We start from the raw sequence: 17967 nt of genomic DNA, 5'->3' as shown, positions 1-17967 counted from the left end.
TTCGAATGGCCGGCCCACCCCCTCAACCATCAGGAGCCAATCCCATGACCCGAATTCTCACAACCCTTGCCGTCGCGATCTCGGCGACATTCACGCTGGTTGCAGCCGCCAATGCCCAGGAAGACGCCAACGCCGAAGCGGAGGCGGTGGCTCGCGCCTACATGGCCCTCTACTCTGCGGTCGACTGGGATGGCATGGAAGCTTTGCTGGCGGAGAATGTGCGCTTCCGGGACACGACAGCACAGAGCCCGGATGTCGGGCCGGACGGTTACGCCGAGGACAGCCGCGACGGCATGATGGCCGAGCTGCGCACCTTCGGTGAAACCTACAATCCGATTGAGTTGGGCTTTGAGTGGGACCAGGTCTTCACATCGAACAGCCGCGTCGTCTTCATCGGCCACGTCAATGCCCTCTATCCCACAGAGACGCCCGATCAGAACTTCCGCTGGCGGGCCGAGCAGGTGACCGTGATCACCGTGCGCGATGGCCTGGTGGTGGGCCATCAGGACTTCGCCAATTATGCCCATCCCGAACAGGGCCTCGTTGCCGCCGATAGCGTTGACTGACGCCGGGCTCAGGCCTCAGACATAGCCAGAACGAAAAAGGGCGGCCCTGGCAGGGGCCGCCCTTTTCATGTCAGTCGTCGCCGGATCAGGCTTCGAGCTTGCGTGCAACTTCGATCACTTCGAAACACTCGATCTGATCGCCCTTGCGCAGGTCTTCATACTTCTCGAAGGCCATACCGCACTCGGTGCCGGCGCGGACGTCGGACACTTCATCCTTGAAGCGCTTGAGCGTCTTGAGCTTGCCTTCATGCAGGACCGTATCGTCGCGCAGCAGACGTACGCCACAGCCACGCCTGACCACGCCCTCGGTGACACGACAACCGGCGACCTTGCCGGTCTTGGTGATGTTGAAGACTTCCAGGATCTCGGCGTAACCGATGAAGTTCTCGCGCTTCTCCGGCGCCAGCATGCCTTCCATCGTGTTGCGCACATCGTCGATCACATCATAGATGACCGAGTAATAGCGGATCTCGACGCCTTCACGTTCGGCCAGTTCGCGCGCCTGCTTGTTGGCACGCACGTTGAACGCGAAGACCGGTGCACCGGACGACTTGGCGAGAAGCACGTCGCTCTCATTCACGCCGCCCGGAGCGGCACGAATGATCCGCGCGCGGACCTCGTCATTGCCAATGCCCTCAAGCGATTGCTTGATCGCTTCAGCCGAGCCTTGGACGTCCGACTTCACGAGAAGCGGCATTTCCTGGGTCTCGTCCTGCTTGAGGCGCGCCATCATCTGCTCGAGCGAGGCGCTTGCCGGTGACGATCCACCGGTCGCCTCACGGCCCTTGCGCTGACGGTAGTCGGCGATTTCACGGGCACGCGATTCACTGTCGACCACGGCGAAGAGCTCGCCCGGGTCCGGGGCACCGTCGAGACCAAGGATCTCGACCGCCAGGGACGGACCCGCTTCCGGCAATTGCTGACCACGCGCATCAACGAGGGCGCGGACACGACCCCACTGGGCGCCAGCCACCACGATCTCGCCACGCTTGAGCGTACCGCGGCGGACCAGAAGCGTTGCGACCGGGCCACGACCCTTGTCGACCTGGCTCTCGATCACGATGCCTTCGGCACTGCGCTCAGGGTTCGCCTTCAGGTCGAGCAATTCGGCTTGCAGGGCGATCGCCTCGGTCAGCTCGTCAAGACCTTCACGGGTCTTGGCCGACACATTGACCGACTGCACCTCACCCGACATCGCCTCAACCACGATCTCGTGCTGCAGCAGGTCGGTCAGGACCTTTTGCGGATTGGCTTCATGCTTGTCGCACTTGTTGACGGCGACAATGATCGGCGTGCCGGCAGCCTTGGCATGATGGATCGCCTCGATCGTCTGCGGCTTGACCGAATCGTCGGCGGCAACGACCAGGATCACGATATCCGTCGCCATTGCGCCACGCGATCGCATAGCCGAGAAAGCGGCGTGACCGGGCGTGTCGAGGAAGGTGATTTTCTGACCACCTTTCAGCTCGACCTGGTAGGCACCGATATGCTGGGTGATGCCACCAGCCTCGCCCGACGCGATGTCGGTCGAGCGCAGCGCGTCCAGCAAGGAAGTCTTGCCGTGGTCGACATGACCCATGACGGCAATGACCGGAGCGCGCGGCAGCTTGGCCTCGTCGGCATCATCATCATCGATAAAGCCCTGCTCGACATCAGCCTCGGAAACACGTTTCACGATGTGGCCAAAATCCTCGACCACCAGCTCGGCGGTGTCGGCGTCCAGCACGTCGTTCATGCGGACCATCTGGCCCTGTTTCATCATGTATTTGATGACGTCGACAGAGCGTTCGGCCATACGGTTGGCCAGGTCGGCAACGGTGATGGCTTCCGGAACGACGACTTCGCGTTCGATCTTCTCGCGACCACCGGACGTGTCCTGACGGCGCTGCTTCTCGCGTTCGCGGGCACGGCGCACCGAAGCGAGTGAGCGCTGACGCTCCTCGTCGCCTTCCAGAATATTCTGGATGGTCAACTTGCCGCGGCGGCGATTGTCGGTCTTGGCGCGTGCCGGCTGTTGCTTGGCGGCCGGGCCCGGACCTGCAGCCCCGCCCTTGCGCTTGACGCGGCCACCGAGGGCCTCGAGCGCGCTGGCCTCGTCCATCGGGACAACTTCCGGCGTACGCTTCTCGTCCTTGGCCGGCGGGCGGCGGCGTGACGACTCGTCATCGCGCTTGCGACCGCTGTCCTTGGCTGCCGTAGCGGCTTCGGCCTCGGCTTTCAGACGTGCTTCGTCTTCAATCGCCTTTTGCGCAGCCTCTTCGGCCTCACGCGCTTCGCGCGCCACGCGTTCGCGCTGCTCTTCCAGCTGACGCTGTTCACTGGCAGCGCGCTGCGCCATGGCGGCAGCGTCCTGTTTCTTCTGGGCTTCCCGATCGGCGGCCTCGGCGCGGGCACGGGCGATGGCGCGCTGGCGGGCGACCAGTTCCTCTTCGGACAGGCCGAGCTGGCGAGCCTTGGCAGCCAGCGCGGATTCACCACCCTTGGCGCCTCCACCTTGCTTGCCGCCGGGACCGCCATCCTTGGCCGGCGTCGCCACGCGCTTGCGCTTCTTCTCCACGACGACCGCCTTGGAGCGGCCGCGCGCAAAGCTTTGCTGCACGGTGCCACCGCCGGAGCGTTTCAGAGAGAGCGGCCGGCGGCCGGAGGAGTTGTTGTCGTCTGCGTCGCTCATGCGAGCCTTCCAAATCGGCTTCGTTCCGCGGGGCCTTCCGGTAGCCGAATGCCGGAAATCCGCACTGTTCAAACCACTGCCCGGCCTGAAGGCTCGCTAAACTAGCCAGCTCAAGGCCGATATCAACCGCTAACGCGGCAATCTCCGCACGTCAGCCTTGCAGGACGAGCGGCCGGAAGCCCGAAAGCTTCCCCATCACAGTCGTAAAGGCACGCGCTTGCGAGCCTTTCGACATGGCGGCGTGGACCACCGGAGCGCGACCTGTCGCATCACCAATGGCTTCCGCCGTGAAACATCCAGCGACCGGGACATCGCCCCAGGCCGCAAAGGCCAGCCGATCCAGTTTGGACCGGCCATCCTCGGCGCCGTCCGACGCTTCGATGCGCCAGGCCGGCTTGGCAGACTTCAGGGCCAGACGCACCGCGTCATATCCCACTGCCAGGTCACCGGAGCGACGCGCCAGTCCCAGAAGACTGAGTGCGCGCGCGACCAACTGGCCCTCAACAAGGCCCGGCAGGTCTTCCGGCATCTTGACCGGACACCCGAAGGCCCGGTTGAAGGCGGACTTCTTGACCGCCTTCTCAATCAAACTCCGCTCTGCACTCACCCAGGCACCACGGCCGGGAAGTTTGGCAGCGAGGTCCGGGACGAGCTCGCTGTCAGGCCCGAGGGCCATCCGAACCAGATCCGCTTCCTCGCGAACCTCTCCGGTGACAACGCAGCGCCGTTCCCGCATCAAGCTGGCCCGGGGGCTAGTCAGCCTTCGCCTCCTCGCCCTCTTCAGGCAGCTCGGCGTCGAGGTCGAGACCAAGGGCCTCGGCTTCGGCTTCCAGAGCCGCCAGATCCATGTTCTCGACGTCGAAGGCAGCGGCGGCCTCATCGACCTCCTCCTCGACGACTTCCGGCTGCGGCAGGTCCTCTTCCGAGATCCAGCCAGCCGCAACGCGAGCCCGCATGATCATCATCTCGGCATCTTCAGCGGCGAGATTGAACTCTTCCAGTATGCCCGGCTCGCGCACGCGCTCGCCATTCTTGGTTTCAAACCAGCCACGAAGGTCATCGGTGACCAGGCCAGCCAGATCGTCGACCGTCTTGACGTCGTTCTCACCGAATTTCACAGCCATGGCGAGGACAACACCCTCGACCTCAAGCACTGCATCCTCGACACCCAGCTCCTTGCGCTTGGCGTCCTGCTCGGCCGACAGGCGGTCCAGGTAATCGCGGGCGCGGGCCTGGATTTCCTCAGCCGTGTCCTCGTCGAAGCCTTCGATCGCGCCGATTTCGCCGAGATCGGCATAGGCAAGGTCTTCAACATCGGTGAAGCCTTCCGTCGCCAGAAGCTGGGCAATGACTTCATCAACATCAAGGGCAGCGATAAAGATCTGGGTCCGCTCGGCGAATTCCTTCTGGCGACGCTCGGACTCTTCTTCCTCGGTCAGGATGTCGATCGACCAGCCGGTCAGCTGCGAGGCGAGGCGGACATTCTGGCCGCGACGACCAATGGCCAGCGACAGCTGCTCATCCGGCACGACAACCTCGATGCGCTGATCTTCCTCGTCGAGGACGACCTTGGCCACTTCGGCCGGCTGCAACGCGTTGACGATGAAGGTCGCCGGATCATCCGACCACGGGATGATGTCGATCTTCTCGCCAGCCAGCTCGGACACCACCGCCTGAACACGCGAGCCGCGCATACCGACACAGGCACCGACCGGATCAATGGAGCCATCATTCGAGATGACGGCGATCTTGGCGCGCGAACCCGGGTCGCGTGCGACCGACGGGATCTCGATGATGCCCTCATAGACTTCCGGCACTTCCTGGGCGAACAGGGCGGCCATGAAGTCAGGATGAGCGCGCGACAGGAATATCTGCGGGCCACGAACTTCTTCCCGCACATCATAGATGTAGGCGCGGACACGTTCATTGTTCTGCAGATTCTCGCGCGGGATGCCATCGGCACGGCGGATGATCGCCTCGGCACGACCGAGATCGATGATCACATTGCCATATTCGACGCGCTTGACGATGCCGGAAATGATCTCGCCGACACGGTCCTTGTACTCTTCGAACTGGCGCTGACGCTCGGCTTCACGGACCTTTTGCGTGATGACCTGCTTGGCCGTCTGCGAGGCCACACGACCAAATTCGATCGGCGGCAGCTCGTCGGAGAAGACCGTGCCGATCTCGGCGGTCTTGTCGATTTTCTTGGCGTCGGCGAGGGTCAGCTCCTGGCTGTCATTCTCGACTTCTTCCACAACCGTCATGTTGCGGGTCAGCGACAGCTCGCCCGTTTTCGGGTCGATCTTGGCGCGGATGTCGTTTTCGGCCCCATAGCGGGAGCGCGCGGCCTTCTGGATGGCTTCCTCGATGGCCTCGATCACGATCGATTCATCGATGGACTTTTCTGCCGCGACCGCACGGGCGATCTGCAGCAATTCCAGCCGGTTTGCACTGACACCAATGCTCATCGGGTGATCCCCGTTGCGTTGAAAAGCGACATTATTCGTCTCCTTCAGTCGTCGCGGCGCCACGGCCCCGCGCTTTCAAATCCGCCTCAATCAAGGCGTCTGTCAAAACCAGTTTGGCCTCAACGATCCAGTCAAACGGGATCATCGTGGTGTCGTCTTCACCATCCATGTCGAGCCCGACATGGCCATCTTCAACTCCGGCGAGAATGCCGCGGAAGCGTTTGCGGCCCTCGGCCAGGCGATCCAGCTCAATCTTCACCTCATTGCCTTCCCAGCGCTCGAAATGCGGCAGCGTGGTCAGGGGACGATCAATACCCGGCGACGAAACCTCGAGGTCATACTCGCCGGCAACCGGATCCTCGACCTCGAACACCTCGGACAGCGCCCGCGAGAAGCGTGCGCAGTCCTCGACCTCGATACCGGTCCCGTTGGTCCGATCGGCCATGATCTGGAGACGCGGACGTTTGCCGGACATGATGCGCACGCGCACGACCTCAAGCGCGAGCTCGGCCGCGACCGGCTCGGCGAGGGCGAGGATGCGATCATCCTGTGGCGACTTTGTTTTCAAGGCGTCGGCCCCGTTTGCAGAAACAAAAAGAGCGGCCGCCGAGGGCGACCGCTCGAATGTATCATCCGATACAATCGAACTTGTAGTGAGCCGCCTTATACGCCGGACAGCTCTGATTGGCAAGCCGGCTGAGTCTGTCAGACGCGCAGGAAGTCCATGAAGACCGGGGCGCAATCGCCCAGGTTTTTGGTTTCATAGCGGGTCGTGATGTGATCGGCGGGCGGCAGGGTCCAGTCATCGGCGGTCCGGGCCTGCCAAATGAAGCGGTCATCGCCGCTCAGCTCAACCATGCAATGATCGGCATAGGATTTGACGTCCGTCGCGATCCGCAGGCGCCCGCCCGGCTTGAGCAAGCGCGCGAATTCATCGCGGGTGGATTGTTGGACAAAACGCCGTTTGGCGTGCCGCTTCTTGTGCCAGGGATCCGGAAAGAGCAGGAAAATCTGGTCGAGCGAGGCGGTTTCGAAGCGTGGCAGGATTTCACGCGCATCGGCACGTGCGAGACGCACATTGCCAAGACCCGCGGCATCGATTGCCGTCAGCGCCTTGGCGACACCGTTGAGGAACGGCTCGATGCCGATAAACCCGGTTTGTGGATTGGCTTCCGCCTGGGCCACCAGATGCTCGCCCCCGCCAAAGCCGATCTCCAGGGCCTGGCGCCGACGGTCCGGCATCAGGGCGGCGGGATCAATCGGGCCATCATCGGGCAGGCCGATGCGCGGCAAGAATTCGTCGACCAGCCTTTGCTGGCGCGCAGAAAGAGGTTTGCCCTGGGAGCGGCCAAACAGGCGAAAGGCGGGATTTTGTGTCGGCTCAGTCGTCATGGGGCGGGGGTGTAGCTGTTTCCGCTGCGGCTTGCACCGGGAAAGTCAGCACTTCAAAGAGCGGGCTCGTCATCTTCATCCGCCAAAGTGCGCACCAGTTCGAGCACCCGTTTGCGGACCTTGGCATCCTTGATGCGGGAAAATGACTCGGCGAGGGAAACCCCGTCAGCGCTGCGAATAAAGTCATAAACGATCGGGGTCTGATCATCTTCGGCCATGCCGGTCATCGTCGATCGTTCGCCCATGCCCTCAAAGAAGAACTGGACCGGAACCTCGAGAACCCGCGACATCCGGTACAATCGACTGGCACCGACACGGTTGGCGCCGCGCTCATATTTCTGGACCTGCTGGAAGGTGACGCCGAGGTCGTCGCCCAACCTTTCCTGGCTCATCTTGAGCAATTGCCGACGCAAGCGGATCCGGGATCCAACATGGATATCGATGGGATTGGGGCCGCGCGGATTCACTTTCGGCATGGAGCACCTCATTGCGGTTGAGCCAATGTGCCGGTCAATTTCCGCAATTTAGCACAACCAGAGAGGCCTGATCCAATCAACTCATCTCACGGCTGCGCCTGACCGGCGGTTCGGATGGCCTGGAAACGCTGCCAAGCCATGCCGAGCAGAACCAGCAGGCAGAAGGCCAAAAACGGCGCATCGCCCCAGAGCGAGTAGGGGGTCCGCCCCAATTCGCCGGGAAGGGCGACATCGCGCACGCCCTCGCCACTCGGGTCCAGCGTGACAACCGGGCGACCAAGCGCATCGACCACACCCGAAACCCCCAGCGCCGCCGACCGGACCATGGGCAGACCGCTTTCGATACTGCGATAGCTGGCCTGGTTGAAATGTTGCCGCGGCCCGGCCGTCGGCCCGAACCAGGCATCATTCGACAGATTGTAGATCCAGCTGGCGCGCTCGTCGGGTGACCGGACGAATTCCGGGAAAATCGCCTCGTAGCAGATCAGCGGCAGAACCCGCGGTGCGCCCGGAATATCCAGCGTGGTTGCTCCGGGCCCGGCTGTAAACTCATAGCGGGCCAGGTCACGAAGTGCAGGAATCCCGGTCATCGCCATCACCCCGGAAAGTGGAGTGAACTCCCCGAACGGGGTCAGTCTGACCTTGTCATAAAGCGCAGCGATCCGGGGCGTCCCCGCCTCGTAGCGAAGCGCAGCCAGCGTGTTGTAATAGCGAAGCTCCTGACCGTCCGAGGCACGGCGATTGACACCCGCGAGCAAAGTCTGGCCCGAAGTCAGCGTGTCACCGATGCGGGCCAGGGTGTGACCATCCTCGAGCATGAAGGTCGGCAGCGCGCCTTCCGGCCAGACAACATGCGTGACCTCGTCAATACCGTCTCGCGCGGTCAGGGCCAGATAGCGGTCGCGAGTGAAGGCAGCGCCGTCATCTCCCCATTTCTGCGATTGCGGGATACCAGCCTGAACCAGGCGGATCGTCATGCCCGGCACATTCTCCGGCGGGCTCGCCGCCAGGCGGATCGCGCCGGTCGCCAGCACAATCATGGAGATACCCAGGGCCGCAAATGCCGGCAGTGTGCGGCCAAGCTCCAATCGCGGCGTGATGGCCAGCAAAGGCGCAGTCAACACAAACACCGTCAGCAGGCTGAGGCCATAAACGCCGAACCAGGATGCGGTCTGACTGACCAGACCTCCGGCGGGCCAGACATAGGCTGGCAGATTCCAGGGCAGACCGCCCAGCACATGCCCCCTCAGCCATTCTGAAAAAGCCAGGGCAGCCGCAAAGACCAGCACGCGCCAGACCGATCGCGGCGCCAGCGCGACATAGATCGCCGCACCCAGACCCCAGAACACCGCCATGAGCGCTGCAAGAGCCGGCAAGGCCAGCGGGGCCAGGAATTCAACGCCATTGCCGCGCGTCAGGAAGGCATAAACCACCCACGACATGCCGGCGATGAAATAGCCAAATCCAAACAGGAATCCGCGCAGGAAAGCGCTGCGCAGCGGTCGGTCAAAGCGCCGCGAACCGTCCAGCGCCGCGAACAGGGTCCACAGACCCAGCATCAGGGCCGGCACGACATGAAGCGGCGCCGAAGCCAAGGCGCTGAACAAGCCCGCCACAAAGAGCACGATCCGGGGCCGCCAACCGGAACGGGTTGCCAGCCAGGTCCGCGGCCACCAGATCAGGAGGTGGGCCCGCCGCATCAGCTGGCGTCCGGAGTGTCCGCGTCGGACGTCGCGGGCTTTGGACGCTTGTGGGGTGCCCGAACTCGCATTCGCTTGATACGCCGGGAATCGGCCTCGATAACCTCGAACTCATAGCCCGTCGGATGCCGGATTACTTCGCCCCGCTCGGGTACGCGACCGATCAGCGTGAACACCAGCCCGCCAAGACTGTCGACATCCTCGTCTTCATCCTCGGCGGCGATTTCCTCGCCGACGACAGCCTCGAAGGCGTCGATCTCGGCGCGCGCCTCAACATCCCAGACACCCGGGCCACGAGACCGGATCGCCGGGGTTTCCTCGTCATCATGCTCGTCTTCAATGTCGCCGACGATCGGCTCGATCAGGTCTTCCAGCGTCACAAGCCCGTCTGTGCCGCCATACTCATCGACCACGAGGGCGAGGTGCATGCGGCGGCCCTGCATGCGGCGCAGAAGGTCGAGCGCCTTCATCGAGGGCGGTGCGAACAGCAAGGGGCGCCCGATGGAGGGCAGCACCTGCTTGTGTGCCCAGCCGGCCGGACGCTTGCCCGAAGAGCCGGGCGCCAGATGGCTGACCACATCCTTGATGTGAACAACACCGACCGGATCATCCAGCGTGTCGCGATAAATCGGCAGGCGCGAATGCGCGGCTTGGGCGAAAATCTTCGCCAACTGCCCCAATGGCGTCGCGACATCGACCCCGATGATATCCGCCCGCGGGACCATCACGTCGGCCACCCGCAACTTGTCCAGCGCGTCGGCCTCGATGGAATTCGGCGTTGAGGCGCCAGGCTGCGCTGGCGCGACCGCAGCGGAACGCTGGGTGCCGCCAAGGAGACGTGAAAACCAGGACCGGGTGCCCGGGTCGGAAGATAATGGTGTGTCAGTCATTCTGAATGCGGGCCGGGGCCCGGGTCCTCATTTGGATAGGGATCTGCAACGCCAAGTCGGGCCAGGGCGCGACGCTCGATGGCTTCCATCACTTCAGCCTCGTCATCCTGCTGGTGATCAAAGCCCTGAAGATGGAGAAAACCATGGATGATCAGGTGTCGGAGATGGTCGGCGAGCGCGATATCCCGATCCTCGGCCTCGCGCTGGATGACGCCGTGGGCCAGGGCAATGTCGCCAAGATGATTGTCAGCATGCTCCCCGGCCGGGAAGGACAGGACATTGGTCGCGCCCGCCTTGCCCCGGAATTGGGCATTCATGGAGGCAACGCCTTCATCGCCGCCCAGCAAGATCGCCACCACACCCGGCGTTCGATCGGGAAGCTCCTTGCAGGCAGCTGAGATCGCTTCTTCAACCAGGCGGGTCTTGCCCGCTAGCGATGACCAGGCGTCATCTTCGACAATCAGATCAACGGCGTTCATTGCTGTTGCGCGGGGCCTGTTTTGCGCCGCGCATCTTCCTCATAGGCTTCAACGATCCGCGCCACGAGATTGTGACGCACCACATCAACGCGCGAAAACCGGGTAATGGCAACACCTTTGGTGTTGGCCAGGATATCGAGGGCGTGCGGCAAGCCGGACGGATCACGCGGGCTGAGATCGCACTGGCTGGGGTCGCCGGTCACCGCCATGCGCGAACCTTCACCCAGGCGGGTCAAAACCATCTGCATCTGGGCGCGCGAGGTATTTTGCGCCTCATCAACGATCACAAAGGCCCGGTTGAGCGTGCGGCCGCGCATGAAGGCGATCGGAGCCACCTCTATCCGGCCATCCTCGCGCATCTTCTCCAGCTGGCTGCGCCCCAGCGTATCGGCCAGGGCGTCCCAGACCGGGAGGAGATAGGGATCGACCTTTTCATTGAGATCGCCGGGCAGGAAGCCAAGCTTCTCGCCCGCCTCAACCGCCGGACGCGTGATAATCAGCTTCTCGACCTTGCGCTGGACCAGCATGGAGGCGCCATAGGCGACCGCCAGCAGAGTCTTGCCGGTGCCAGCCGGGCCAACCCCGAAGATCAGGTCAAACGCTTTCTCATTCTTCAGCGAGCGGACATAGGCACGCTGGCCCTCGGTCCGGGCAATCAGGCTGGATCCGCGCGGCACGCGGATGACACCGTCATCAACCAAGCCCGGAGATTCTGCGTCATCATGCATGCGCAGGGCCGCGCGCACGGCGGCCTCGTCGCAGGTGAGACCATGCTCGAGGCTGGCATAGAGCCGCTTGAGCACACGCTTGGCTTCATCACGGGCGCTGCTGTCCTCGGCCGTAATCACGACCTGGCCGCGACCCGGAGCGCTCAACGAGACGCCCAGATCCTCTTCCATGATCATCAGGAAGCGATCCCCGGCGCCGGCCATGCCGCGCAGTCGCTCGACATCTTCGAAATAGAGACTTTCCGATGCCGCCTTACGGGGTTTGGCAGCCCGCTTGCGGGCGGGGGGACGCGAACCGGTCACGCGGCACTCCGTTTCGAACCCGTCAGCGAGCCAGACAGGGAATTGCGGGAGGCCGCCTCGATCCGGACTTCACCGACCTGGCCGATCAACTCGGCCGGGCCGTCGACATGGACCGACTGCAGATAGGGGCTGCGCCCATGCAGCTGGCCGCCCATCCGGCCGGGCTTCTCGAACAGGACCGGAAGGGTCCGGCCGATCATGCTTTCATTGAACGCCGCCTGCTGGTCGCTGAGCAATTCCTGCAGGACCGCAAGCCGGGCAGACTTCACGCCCTCATCGACCTGATTGAACATGGCCGCGCCGGGCGTACCCGGGCGTTTGGAATACTTGAACGAGAAACAGGACGCGAATTTGACCCGCCGGACCAGATCGAGCGTCGCTTCGAAGTCAGCATCGGTCTCACCGGGAAATCCGACGATCATGTCGCCGGAAATGGCGATGTCGGGACGAGCCGCGCGCAGGCGGTCGATGATTGCGACATACTCTTCCGCCGTGTGCTGGCGGTTCATTGATTTGAGAATCTTGTCCGAACCGGCCTGAACCGGCAGGTGGAAATAAGGCATCAGCTTGGGCGTATCGGCAAAAGCCTGGATCAGGACCTCATCCATGTCGCGCGGATGCGAGGTGGTGAAGCGGATGCGCTCGATGCCACCGATCAGGGCGACATGACGGACCAGCTGGCCCAGCCCCCAGGCGCCCTCGGCCTCGCGTCCACTCGGCGGCGCGCCGTGGAAAGCGTTGACGTTTTGACCCAGCAAGGTGACTTCGCGGATACCCTTGGCGGCGAGGGCGCGGATCTCGGCGACAATCTGGTCCACCGGGCGTGACCACTCGGCGCCGCGCGTATAGGGCACGACACAGAAGGTGCAGAACTTGTCGCAACCTTCCTGCACCGTCACAAAGGCGGAATAACCCTCGACCTGGCGGTCGCTGCCGAGCCGGTCAAACTTGTCTTCAACCTCGAACTCGGTGTCCAGGGCCTCGCCCTTGGCTCGGTGCGCCTGGGCAATCAGCTCGGGTAGCTTGTGATAGGTCTGCGGGCCGACGACCAGATCGACGACCGGCGCCCGCTTCATGATCTCGGCGCCTTCAGCCTGGGCCACACAGCCGGCGACCGCGATCGTCATGCCGCCGGACGCAGCCTTTTCATCCTTCAATGGACGCAGACGGCCCAGTTCGGAATAGACTTTCTCGGCCGCTTTCTCGCGGATGTGGCAAGTGTTCAGGATAACGAGATCAGCGCCCTCGGGCGTCTCCGCTGACTCATAACCAAGTGGCGTCAGAACGTCTTTCATCCGGTCGGAATCATAGACATTCATCTGACAGCCATAGGTCTTGATGAAGAGGCGTTTGCGCGTCGTGCTCATGAAATCCATGTGACCTGCCTGGCAGGCCCTCAATTATCGTGCAGGCCGACCACCATTATGGCAGCAGCTGGAAAGGCGCGGGTTATGATGGATATGGGGCCTGAACGCAAGGTCTGCCAGTCGATCCGGCTCGCGAATGCACTACTCGGCAGCGTCGGTGACCGGCCGCGTCGCTCGCTCATCGACTGGTGCGCCGTCCTGTTTCGGCCCGGGATCGTGCCGTCGGGCACTGAGACCTATGAACAACGCCAACAAGGTCAGGCCTGACGCAACGAGAAACGGCATGCCAGGCAGGGTTATGGGCGCGGCGTCATCGGAGAAGTGCGAGAAGATGCGGGACATGACCAGCGGCCCGACAATCATCGACAGGCTTTGCAGCGACGTCATCGCCCCCTGCAACTCGCCCTGTGCATTGGCCGGAACGATGCGGGACATGACCCCCTGCAGCGCCGGCTGACCGATCCCTCCCAGCGCTGCGAACAGGATGATCGCATAGACCATCCATCCGGTCGTCGCGAGGCCGTAGAGCGCGTAGGCGATAACGGCCAGTGAGAGCGACAGGGCGATTGCCCGCCATTCCCCCAGCTTGGGCACCAGAATCCGGGTCAGGCCACCCTGCACGATCGCCGAGCTCAACCCCACCGCCATGAGCGACAGTCCGATGTCTCGCGAACTCCAGCCGAATTTGAAGTCCGTATAGTAGGACCAGATCGCCGGGTAGACTGAATGGCCCAGCAACATCAGGAAGATGGCTGACATCAGAACCAGAACGGCCGGGTATTTGCGCATCTGCAGGAGCGACCCCAGCGGATTGGCGCGCATGATGTCGAAGGGACGCCTGTTCTCCGCCTTCAGTGTCTCCGGCAGGATGATCAGGCCATAAATGAAATTGGCGCCGGCCAGAACAGCGGCGGCAAAAAAGGGCGCGCGCGGACCGAAACTGTCACCCAGGAAGCCGCCGATTGCCGGACCCAGCGTAAATCCGACGCCAAATGCCGCCCCGATCAGACCAAATCGGGCTGCACGCTGTTCCGGTGGGGTGATGTCGGCGATGAAAGCGTTCGCAGTCGAATAGCTGGCCCCGAAAATGCCGGCGAGAATCCGGCCCACGATCAACAGCCAGAATACCGGCGCAAACCCCATGATCAGGTAGTCGATGGCGAAGCCGCCCAAGGCGGCCAGCAAGACCGGTCGGCGACCGAAACGGTCTGACAATCCGCCGATGATAGGCGCGAACACGAATTGCATGCCGGCATAGGAGACCATCAGCCAAGCGCCCAGCACCGCGGCATTATTGGCCTGCAGACCGGTCAGTTCCTCGATCAGGTCCGGCATCACCGGTATGATCAGGCCAAAGCCGATCATGTCGATCAGAACAGTCACGAAAATGAAGATGATCGCGTGTTTGCCGGGCGTGCGCGCGGACATGGCCTCTCCTCGAAACCGGTCGGACAGGCGCCTAGTCGTCGGCACCCTTGAGAGGCACGCCGTAAAGTTCCAGCCGGTGATCGACAAGCTTGTAGCCCAGCTTGCGGGCAATCGCTTCCTGAAGCCGTTCGATTTCCTCATTGACGAATTCAATGACTTCACCGGACTTCAGATCGATCAGGTGATCATGGTGTTCATCGCCAACTTCTTCATACCGTGACCGTCCATCACGGAAATCATGGCGCTCGATGATGCCCGCTTCCTCGAACAGGCGGACCGTGCGGTACACGGTCGCCAGGGAAATGCGGGGATCCTCGTCGGAGGCACGACGGTGCAATTCTTCCGCATCGGGGTGGTCGTCAGACTGCGACAACACACGAGCAATGACCCGGCGCTGGTCCGTCATCCGCAGCCCTTTGGCGACGCAAAGCTTCTCAATCCGATCCGGCATGATCATTCCCCTGATAGACATGACGAGAAATAGGCGGTCACGGGCCGGTCTGTCCATCTTTGCGCAGCCATTTTTCGAGCACCCGCGCATCGCTGCCATCGCGATAATAGTCCTTGCGGCGCGCGATTTCGCCATAGCCGGCGCGCTTGTACAGGGCGGCGGCGGCGGGATTCTTCTCGGAGACTTCGAGAAAAATCCGGGCGACTCCTTGATCGCAAAGGCGAGTTTCGCCGCTTGTCAGGATTATGTCAGCAAGCCCGCGACGACGAAAATCGGGCTCGGTCGCGAGGGTCAGCAATTCGGCTTCATCCAATGCCTGGCGAAACAGGGCCAGGGCCACGAATTGCCCGTCGACCCGGCAGGCCAGCCCGATACAGCCGGGCAGGTTGAGCAGGGAACCGATTTCCCGGGCTGTCCAACCGTGCGGGAAACAGCGCGCGTGCAGGGCCGCCAGGGCTTCGGCGCTTGATGGCCCGACTGCCTCGGCCTTGGGTGTCATGCCGGGGCCACGCCGCCAGGCAGTTTTGCGTCCGGGGGTCTTGCATAGAAGGGTGTGGGCGGATTGGCCTTCGGATCGAGTTCGCCGGTCATTGCCAAAACGACCCGGGGATCAATCACCGCGACGCCCAGATCCGTGAAGCCCGGCGGCAACAGAGCGGCGCCGGATCCCGTCACCTTGCACATCGGCCCGCCTCTTTCGGCGATACGGTCGGCTAGCTCGGCGAGGCCGACCCGTTCCGTCGCTCCGCCCGCACCGTCCTGCCAGACCTGCAGGATCACCTCGCCGCGCCTGGCGTCGTGCAACACGGCAAGCGGGCCATCCGGTCCGGCCTGACGGGCCAGGACTGACAGGTTGGAAATTCCGACACATTCGGCGCCACAGGCTAGCGCCAGGCCGCGGGCAAAGGCGACGCCAACGCGGGTACCGGCAAAACTGCCCGGACCGATGGTCACGCCAATGCGCGACAATTCCGTGGCCGGAGTCGAGGTGTCTGCCAGCAGGGCTTCAACCAACGGAGCGAGATATTCCGCGTGCCCGCGGCCGATCCGGTCGCTGCGGACATGATCACGGCCGTCCGGAAGACGGAGCGCAGCGGTGCAGTGCTCGCCTGTCGTATCGATTGCCAACCAGTTCATGATCGCCGTTTAACGGATATTCGACAGGAGGTCGAAGGTCTGACGCGGTAGGCCGCGCGGTAGGCCGACCGATCCTATTCGACCGCTTCAACCGACTGGATTTCAGGGATGTAGTGCTTGAGCAGGTTTTCGATCCCCGATTTCAGGGTCATCGTCGAAGACGGGCAACCGGAACAGGCGCCGCGCATTTTGAGCCGCACGATGCCACTATCGGCCAGATAGGAGTGAAACAGGATGTCGCCGCCGTCCTGGGCCACCGCCGGGCGCACACGGGTGTCGATCAGTTCGATGATTTCCTTGACCAGACCCTCGTTTTCGCCAGCGTAATTGGCGTGTCCAGTCTCATTGGTTTCCGACCCGACCAGCGGACGGCCAGACTGCAGCCCATCCATGATCGTGCCAAGCAGGAAGGGTTTGATATGATCCCATTCATAGGCGTCTGTCTTGGTGATGGCGATGAAGTCCTCGCCGAAGAACACGCCTGAAACGCCATCGACAAGAAACAGGTCGGCCGCCAAAGGCGCACTCGCCGCATCTTCCTCGCTTTCGAACTCCCGCGGTCCATCCGGCGCTATTTCACGGCCGGGCAGGAATTTCAGCGTGTTCGGATTTGGCGTCGCTTCGGTCTGGATGAACATGGCAGGGCCTCCTGCCGATCACTTGGCGCTCTTTCGGACGCCATTCAACCACACTCCTCGTGTGGTTATCAGACGAGCGCGTCGATTTCCTTGGTGTCCATCCCGCCCGGTACAACCGTGACAGGCACCGCGCGCCCGGAAAACAGTCCCTTGCCCCGCGCCAGCGCCGTGACAAGTGGCCCCGGCCCCTCCCCGTTGGCGGACGCCGCCAGAACGAGCAGGGAGATCAGCGGATCTTCCTCGAGCAATTGCGACAGGACGGCGCGACGGTCACCCTCCCTCAGCAATAACTCCGGTCGTTCACCGGTTATCGCCTCGGCATCCTCAGCCATTGATTCCAGCACTGTTTCGGCTGCAATTTCGGCTTCCTGCTTCGCGGTTTCCGCAACGCCGATCCAATGGCTGAAATCACCCGGTTCAAGCGTGGCGAGAATCAAGACGTGTGCGCCGGTCGCTTGAGCGCGTCGAGCCGCAAAATAGAGCGCGGTCCGAGACTCCGAGCTATCGTCGGCGATGACCAGGAATTTGCGTGAGCTCTGTTGCATGTTCGGAGTTTGGCGTCTGCCGCACGACACGTCCAGCTATTCGTGTTACCCCCTGTCACGAAAGGGATAATCATGGCTCTGACCTCATTGACCGACCGCAGGAATGGTCGCAGCCCCTTGCGGATTCTGTCGCTCGACAAGACCAGCTTGACCTGGCGGGACGCAGGCTCCGACAGCGACCCGGGCATCGCCTCCGACATTGGGCTCGACGACATCCGCCAGGTCCGCCTCTCGGTTGAGATGGCCGGTCAGGCCAGCCAGGTTGTCTGCAGGGTCACAGACAGAACGGGCAACGAAATCGCGTTCGGTTCAATGCGCTGCACCGGGGCCGGACAATGGGAAGCCAATGCCCGGGACTTTCGGGAATTTCTCGTCGCGCTTCACCTCGCGCTCGAAAACAGGCCAGGGCCGGTTCGATACATTGAGGGGTCCTCGGTCAAATTCCTGGCAACCATGACCTCAATCGGCGGGGTTTTGACGATCATCGGTGCCGCCGCCTTCACCAAGCTCTTCCTGATCGACGAAAATGCAATCGGGCTTGTTCTGATCCCGGCCGTCGCACTGGGTGTCTGGATGATGCGTCTGTTCTGGCCGCGAGCGCCAAAGCTCTATGATCCCGCGACCTATACCAGCCCGCCGGAGTCAGAAGAACCGAGCACCACAATGACGGGGAGTAGCGATATGGCAGGAAATGAGGGTTCGGTAACACCTCGTTAACCCTGACA

Annotated in this window: 19 protein-coding genes; 2 read left to right on the top strand and 17 right to left on the bottom strand. The window is 62.7% G+C overall.

What is annotated here, in order from left to right; translation table 11 throughout:
• The first annotated feature begins 44 nt into the window (after window positions 1-44).
• The gene (locus MMAR10_RS15665; protein ID WP_011644969.1) at window positions 45-566 is read left to right on the top strand and encodes a nuclear transport factor 2 family protein; all 522 of its coding nucleotides are present in this window, start codon (window positions 45-47) and stop codon (window positions 564-566) included.
• An 85-nt stretch (window positions 567-651) separates the two neighbouring features.
• Here the strand turns inward: MMAR10_RS15665 and infB are convergent, their stop codons facing one another.
• The 17 genes from infB to MMAR10_RS15580 form a co-directional block, all read right to left on the bottom strand.
• A complete protein-coding gene (gene infB / locus MMAR10_RS15660; protein WP_011644968.1) occupies window positions 652-3237 on the bottom strand; it encodes a translation initiation factor IF-2 in 2586 nt (861 codons plus the stop codon).
• 151 nt (window positions 3238-3388) lie between these two features.
• Window positions 3389-3997 carry an RNA-binding protein gene (locus MMAR10_RS15655; protein ID WP_418904048.1) on the bottom strand — a complete coding sequence of 203 codons (609 nt, stop codon included), beginning with the start codon at window positions 3995-3997 and terminating at the stop codon, window positions 3389-3391.
• The gene (nusA, locus tag MMAR10_RS15650; RefSeq protein WP_011644966.1) at window positions 3990-5708 is read right to left on the bottom strand and encodes a transcription termination factor NusA; all 1719 of its coding nucleotides are present in this window, start codon (window positions 5706-5708) and stop codon (window positions 3990-3992) included. The genes MMAR10_RS15655 and nusA overlap by 8 nt, the downstream gene beginning before the upstream one ends.
• A 31-nt stretch (window positions 5709-5739) precedes the next feature.
• Entirely contained in the window at window positions 5740-6276 is a 537-nt protein-coding gene (rimP, locus tag MMAR10_RS15645; protein WP_011644965.1) for a ribosome maturation factor RimP, read from the bottom strand.
• A 137-nt stretch (window positions 6277-6413) separates the two neighbouring features.
• Window positions 6414-7100 carry a tRNA (guanosine(46)-N7)-methyltransferase TrmB gene (gene trmB / locus MMAR10_RS15640; protein ID WP_011644964.1) on the bottom strand — a complete coding sequence of 229 codons (687 nt, stop codon included), beginning with the start codon at window positions 7098-7100 and terminating at the stop codon, window positions 6414-6416.
• Between the two features lie 53 nt (window positions 7101-7153).
• Window positions 7154-7576, bottom strand: coding sequence for a helix-turn-helix domain-containing protein (locus MMAR10_RS15635; RefSeq protein WP_011644963.1), 423 nt, complete (start codon window positions 7574-7576; stop codon window positions 7154-7156).
• 86 nt (window positions 7577-7662) lie between these two features.
• A complete protein-coding gene (gene lnt / locus MMAR10_RS15630; protein ID WP_011644962.1) occupies window positions 7663-9276 on the bottom strand; it encodes an apolipoprotein N-acyltransferase in 1614 nt (537 codons plus the stop codon).
• Window positions 9276-10166 (bottom strand): transporter associated domain-containing protein, encoded by an 891-nt coding sequence (locus MMAR10_RS15625; protein WP_011644961.1) that lies wholly within the window; start codon window positions 10164-10166, stop codon window positions 9276-9278. Before MMAR10_RS15625 ends, lnt begins: the two co-directional genes overlap by 1 nt.
• Complete coding sequence (gene ybeY / locus MMAR10_RS15620; protein ID WP_011644960.1) at window positions 10163-10645, bottom strand: rRNA maturation RNase YbeY; 483 nt, start codon at window positions 10643-10645, stop codon at window positions 10163-10165. Before ybeY ends, MMAR10_RS15625 begins: the two co-directional genes overlap by 4 nt.
• On the bottom strand, window positions 10642-11676 hold the full coding sequence (locus MMAR10_RS15615) for a PhoH family protein (RefSeq protein ID WP_011644959.1): 1035 nt from the start codon (window positions 11674-11676) through the stop codon (window positions 10642-10644). The genes ybeY and MMAR10_RS15615 overlap by 4 nt, the downstream gene beginning before the upstream one ends.
• The gene (gene miaB, locus MMAR10_RS15610; RefSeq protein ID WP_011644958.1) at window positions 11673-13043 is read right to left on the bottom strand and encodes a tRNA (N6-isopentenyl adenosine(37)-C2)-methylthiotransferase MiaB; all 1371 of its coding nucleotides are present in this window, start codon (window positions 13041-13043) and stop codon (window positions 11673-11675) included. The genes MMAR10_RS15615 and miaB overlap by 4 nt, the downstream gene beginning before the upstream one ends.
• A gap of 141 nt (window positions 13044-13184) precedes the next feature.
• Window positions 13185-14471, bottom strand: a complete 1287-nt coding sequence (locus MMAR10_RS15605; RefSeq protein ID WP_011644957.1) for a TCR/Tet family MFS transporter — start codon at window positions 14469-14471, stop codon at window positions 13185-13187.
• Between the two features lie 31 nt (window positions 14472-14502).
• Window positions 14503-14922 carry a Fur family transcriptional regulator gene (locus tag MMAR10_RS15600; protein ID WP_011644956.1) on the bottom strand — a complete coding sequence of 140 codons (420 nt, stop codon included), beginning with the start codon at window positions 14920-14922 and terminating at the stop codon, window positions 14503-14505.
• Between the two features lie 37 nt (window positions 14923-14959).
• Complete coding sequence (locus MMAR10_RS15595) at window positions 14960-15421, bottom strand: GNAT family N-acetyltransferase (RefSeq protein ID WP_011644955.1); 462 nt, start codon at window positions 15419-15421, stop codon at window positions 14960-14962.
• The gene (gene tsaB, locus MMAR10_RS15590) at window positions 15418-16059 is read right to left on the bottom strand and encodes a tRNA (adenosine(37)-N6)-threonylcarbamoyltransferase complex dimerization subunit type 1 TsaB (RefSeq protein ID WP_011644954.1); all 642 of its coding nucleotides are present in this window, start codon (window positions 16057-16059) and stop codon (window positions 15418-15420) included. The genes MMAR10_RS15595 and tsaB overlap by 4 nt, the downstream gene beginning before the upstream one ends.
• Before the next feature lie 74 nt (window positions 16060-16133).
• Window positions 16134-16697 carry a NifU family protein gene (locus tag MMAR10_RS17255; protein ID WP_011644953.1) on the bottom strand — a complete coding sequence of 188 codons (564 nt, stop codon included), beginning with the start codon at window positions 16695-16697 and terminating at the stop codon, window positions 16134-16136.
• A gap of 68 nt (window positions 16698-16765) precedes the next feature.
• Window positions 16766-17242, bottom strand: a complete 477-nt coding sequence (locus tag MMAR10_RS15580) for a universal stress protein (RefSeq protein ID WP_011644952.1) — start codon at window positions 17240-17242, stop codon at window positions 16766-16768.
• A 72-nt stretch (window positions 17243-17314) separates the two neighbouring features.
• On the opposite strand from MMAR10_RS15580, the gene MMAR10_RS15575 reads away from it, so the two are divergent.
• A complete protein-coding gene (locus MMAR10_RS15575) occupies window positions 17315-17959 on the top strand; it encodes a hypothetical protein (RefSeq protein ID WP_011644951.1) in 645 nt (214 codons plus the stop codon).
• The last annotated feature ends 8 nt before the right edge of the window (window positions 17960-17967 follow it).

Source organism: Maricaulis maris MCS10 (genome assembly GCF_000014745.1).
In the GTDB taxonomy this organism is placed as follows: Bacteria; Pseudomonadota; Alphaproteobacteria; order Caulobacterales; family Maricaulaceae; genus Maricaulis; species Maricaulis maris_A.
Note: the sequence above shows the minus strand (reverse complement) of the source record. Positions and strands in the feature narration are given on the sequence as shown.

Coding starts and splice junctions, on each gene's coding strand:
- MMAR10_RS15665 (WP_011644969.1), top strand. CDS start 45: ATGACCCGAATTCTCACAACCCTTGCCGTCGCGATCTCGGCGACATTC.
- infB (WP_011644968.1), bottom strand. CDS start 3,237: ATGAGCGACGCAGACGACAACAACTCCTCCGGCCGCCGGCCGCTCTCT.
- nusA (WP_011644966.1), bottom strand. CDS start 5,708: ATGAGCATTGGTGTCAGTGCAAACCGGCTGGAATTGCTGCAGATCGCC.
- trmB (WP_011644964.1), bottom strand. CDS start 7,100: ATGACGACTGAGCCGACACAAAATCCCGCCTTTCGCCTGTTTGGCCGC.
- MMAR10_RS15635 (WP_011644963.1), bottom strand. CDS start 7,576: ATGCCGAAAGTGAATCCGCGCGGCCCCAATCCCATCGATATCCATGTT.
- lnt (WP_011644962.1), bottom strand. CDS start 9,276: ATGCGGCGGGCCCACCTCCTGATCTGGTGGCCGCGGACCTGGCTGGCA.
- MMAR10_RS15625 (WP_011644961.1), bottom strand. CDS start 10,166: ATGACTGACACACCATTATCTTCCGACCCGGGCACCCGGTCCTGGTTT.
- ybeY (WP_011644960.1), bottom strand. CDS start 10,645: ATGAACGCCGTTGATCTGATTGTCGAAGATGACGCCTGGTCATCGCTA.
- miaB (WP_011644958.1), bottom strand. CDS start 13,043: ATGAGCACGACGCGCAAACGCCTCTTCATCAAGACCTATGGCTGTCAG.
- MMAR10_RS15605 (WP_011644957.1), bottom strand. CDS start 14,471: ATGTCCGCGCGCACGCCCGGCAAACACGCGATCATCTTCATTTTCGTG.
- MMAR10_RS15600 (WP_011644956.1), bottom strand. CDS start 14,922: ATGCCGGATCGGATTGAGAAGCTTTGCGTCGCCAAAGGGCTGCGGATG.
- MMAR10_RS15595 (WP_011644955.1), bottom strand. CDS start 15,421: ATGACACCCAAGGCCGAGGCAGTCGGGCCATCAAGCGCCGAAGCCCTG.
- tsaB (WP_011644954.1), bottom strand. CDS start 16,059: ATGAACTGGTTGGCAATCGATACGACAGGCGAGCACTGCACCGCTGCG.
- MMAR10_RS17255 (WP_011644953.1), bottom strand. CDS start 16,697: ATGTTCATCCAGACCGAAGCGACGCCAAATCCGAACACGCTGAAATTC.
- MMAR10_RS15580 (WP_011644952.1), bottom strand. CDS start 17,242: ATGCAACAGAGCTCACGCAAATTCCTGGTCATCGCCGACGATAGCTCG.
- MMAR10_RS15575 (WP_011644951.1), top strand. CDS start 17,315: ATGGCTCTGACCTCATTGACCGACCGCAGGAATGGTCGCAGCCCCTTG.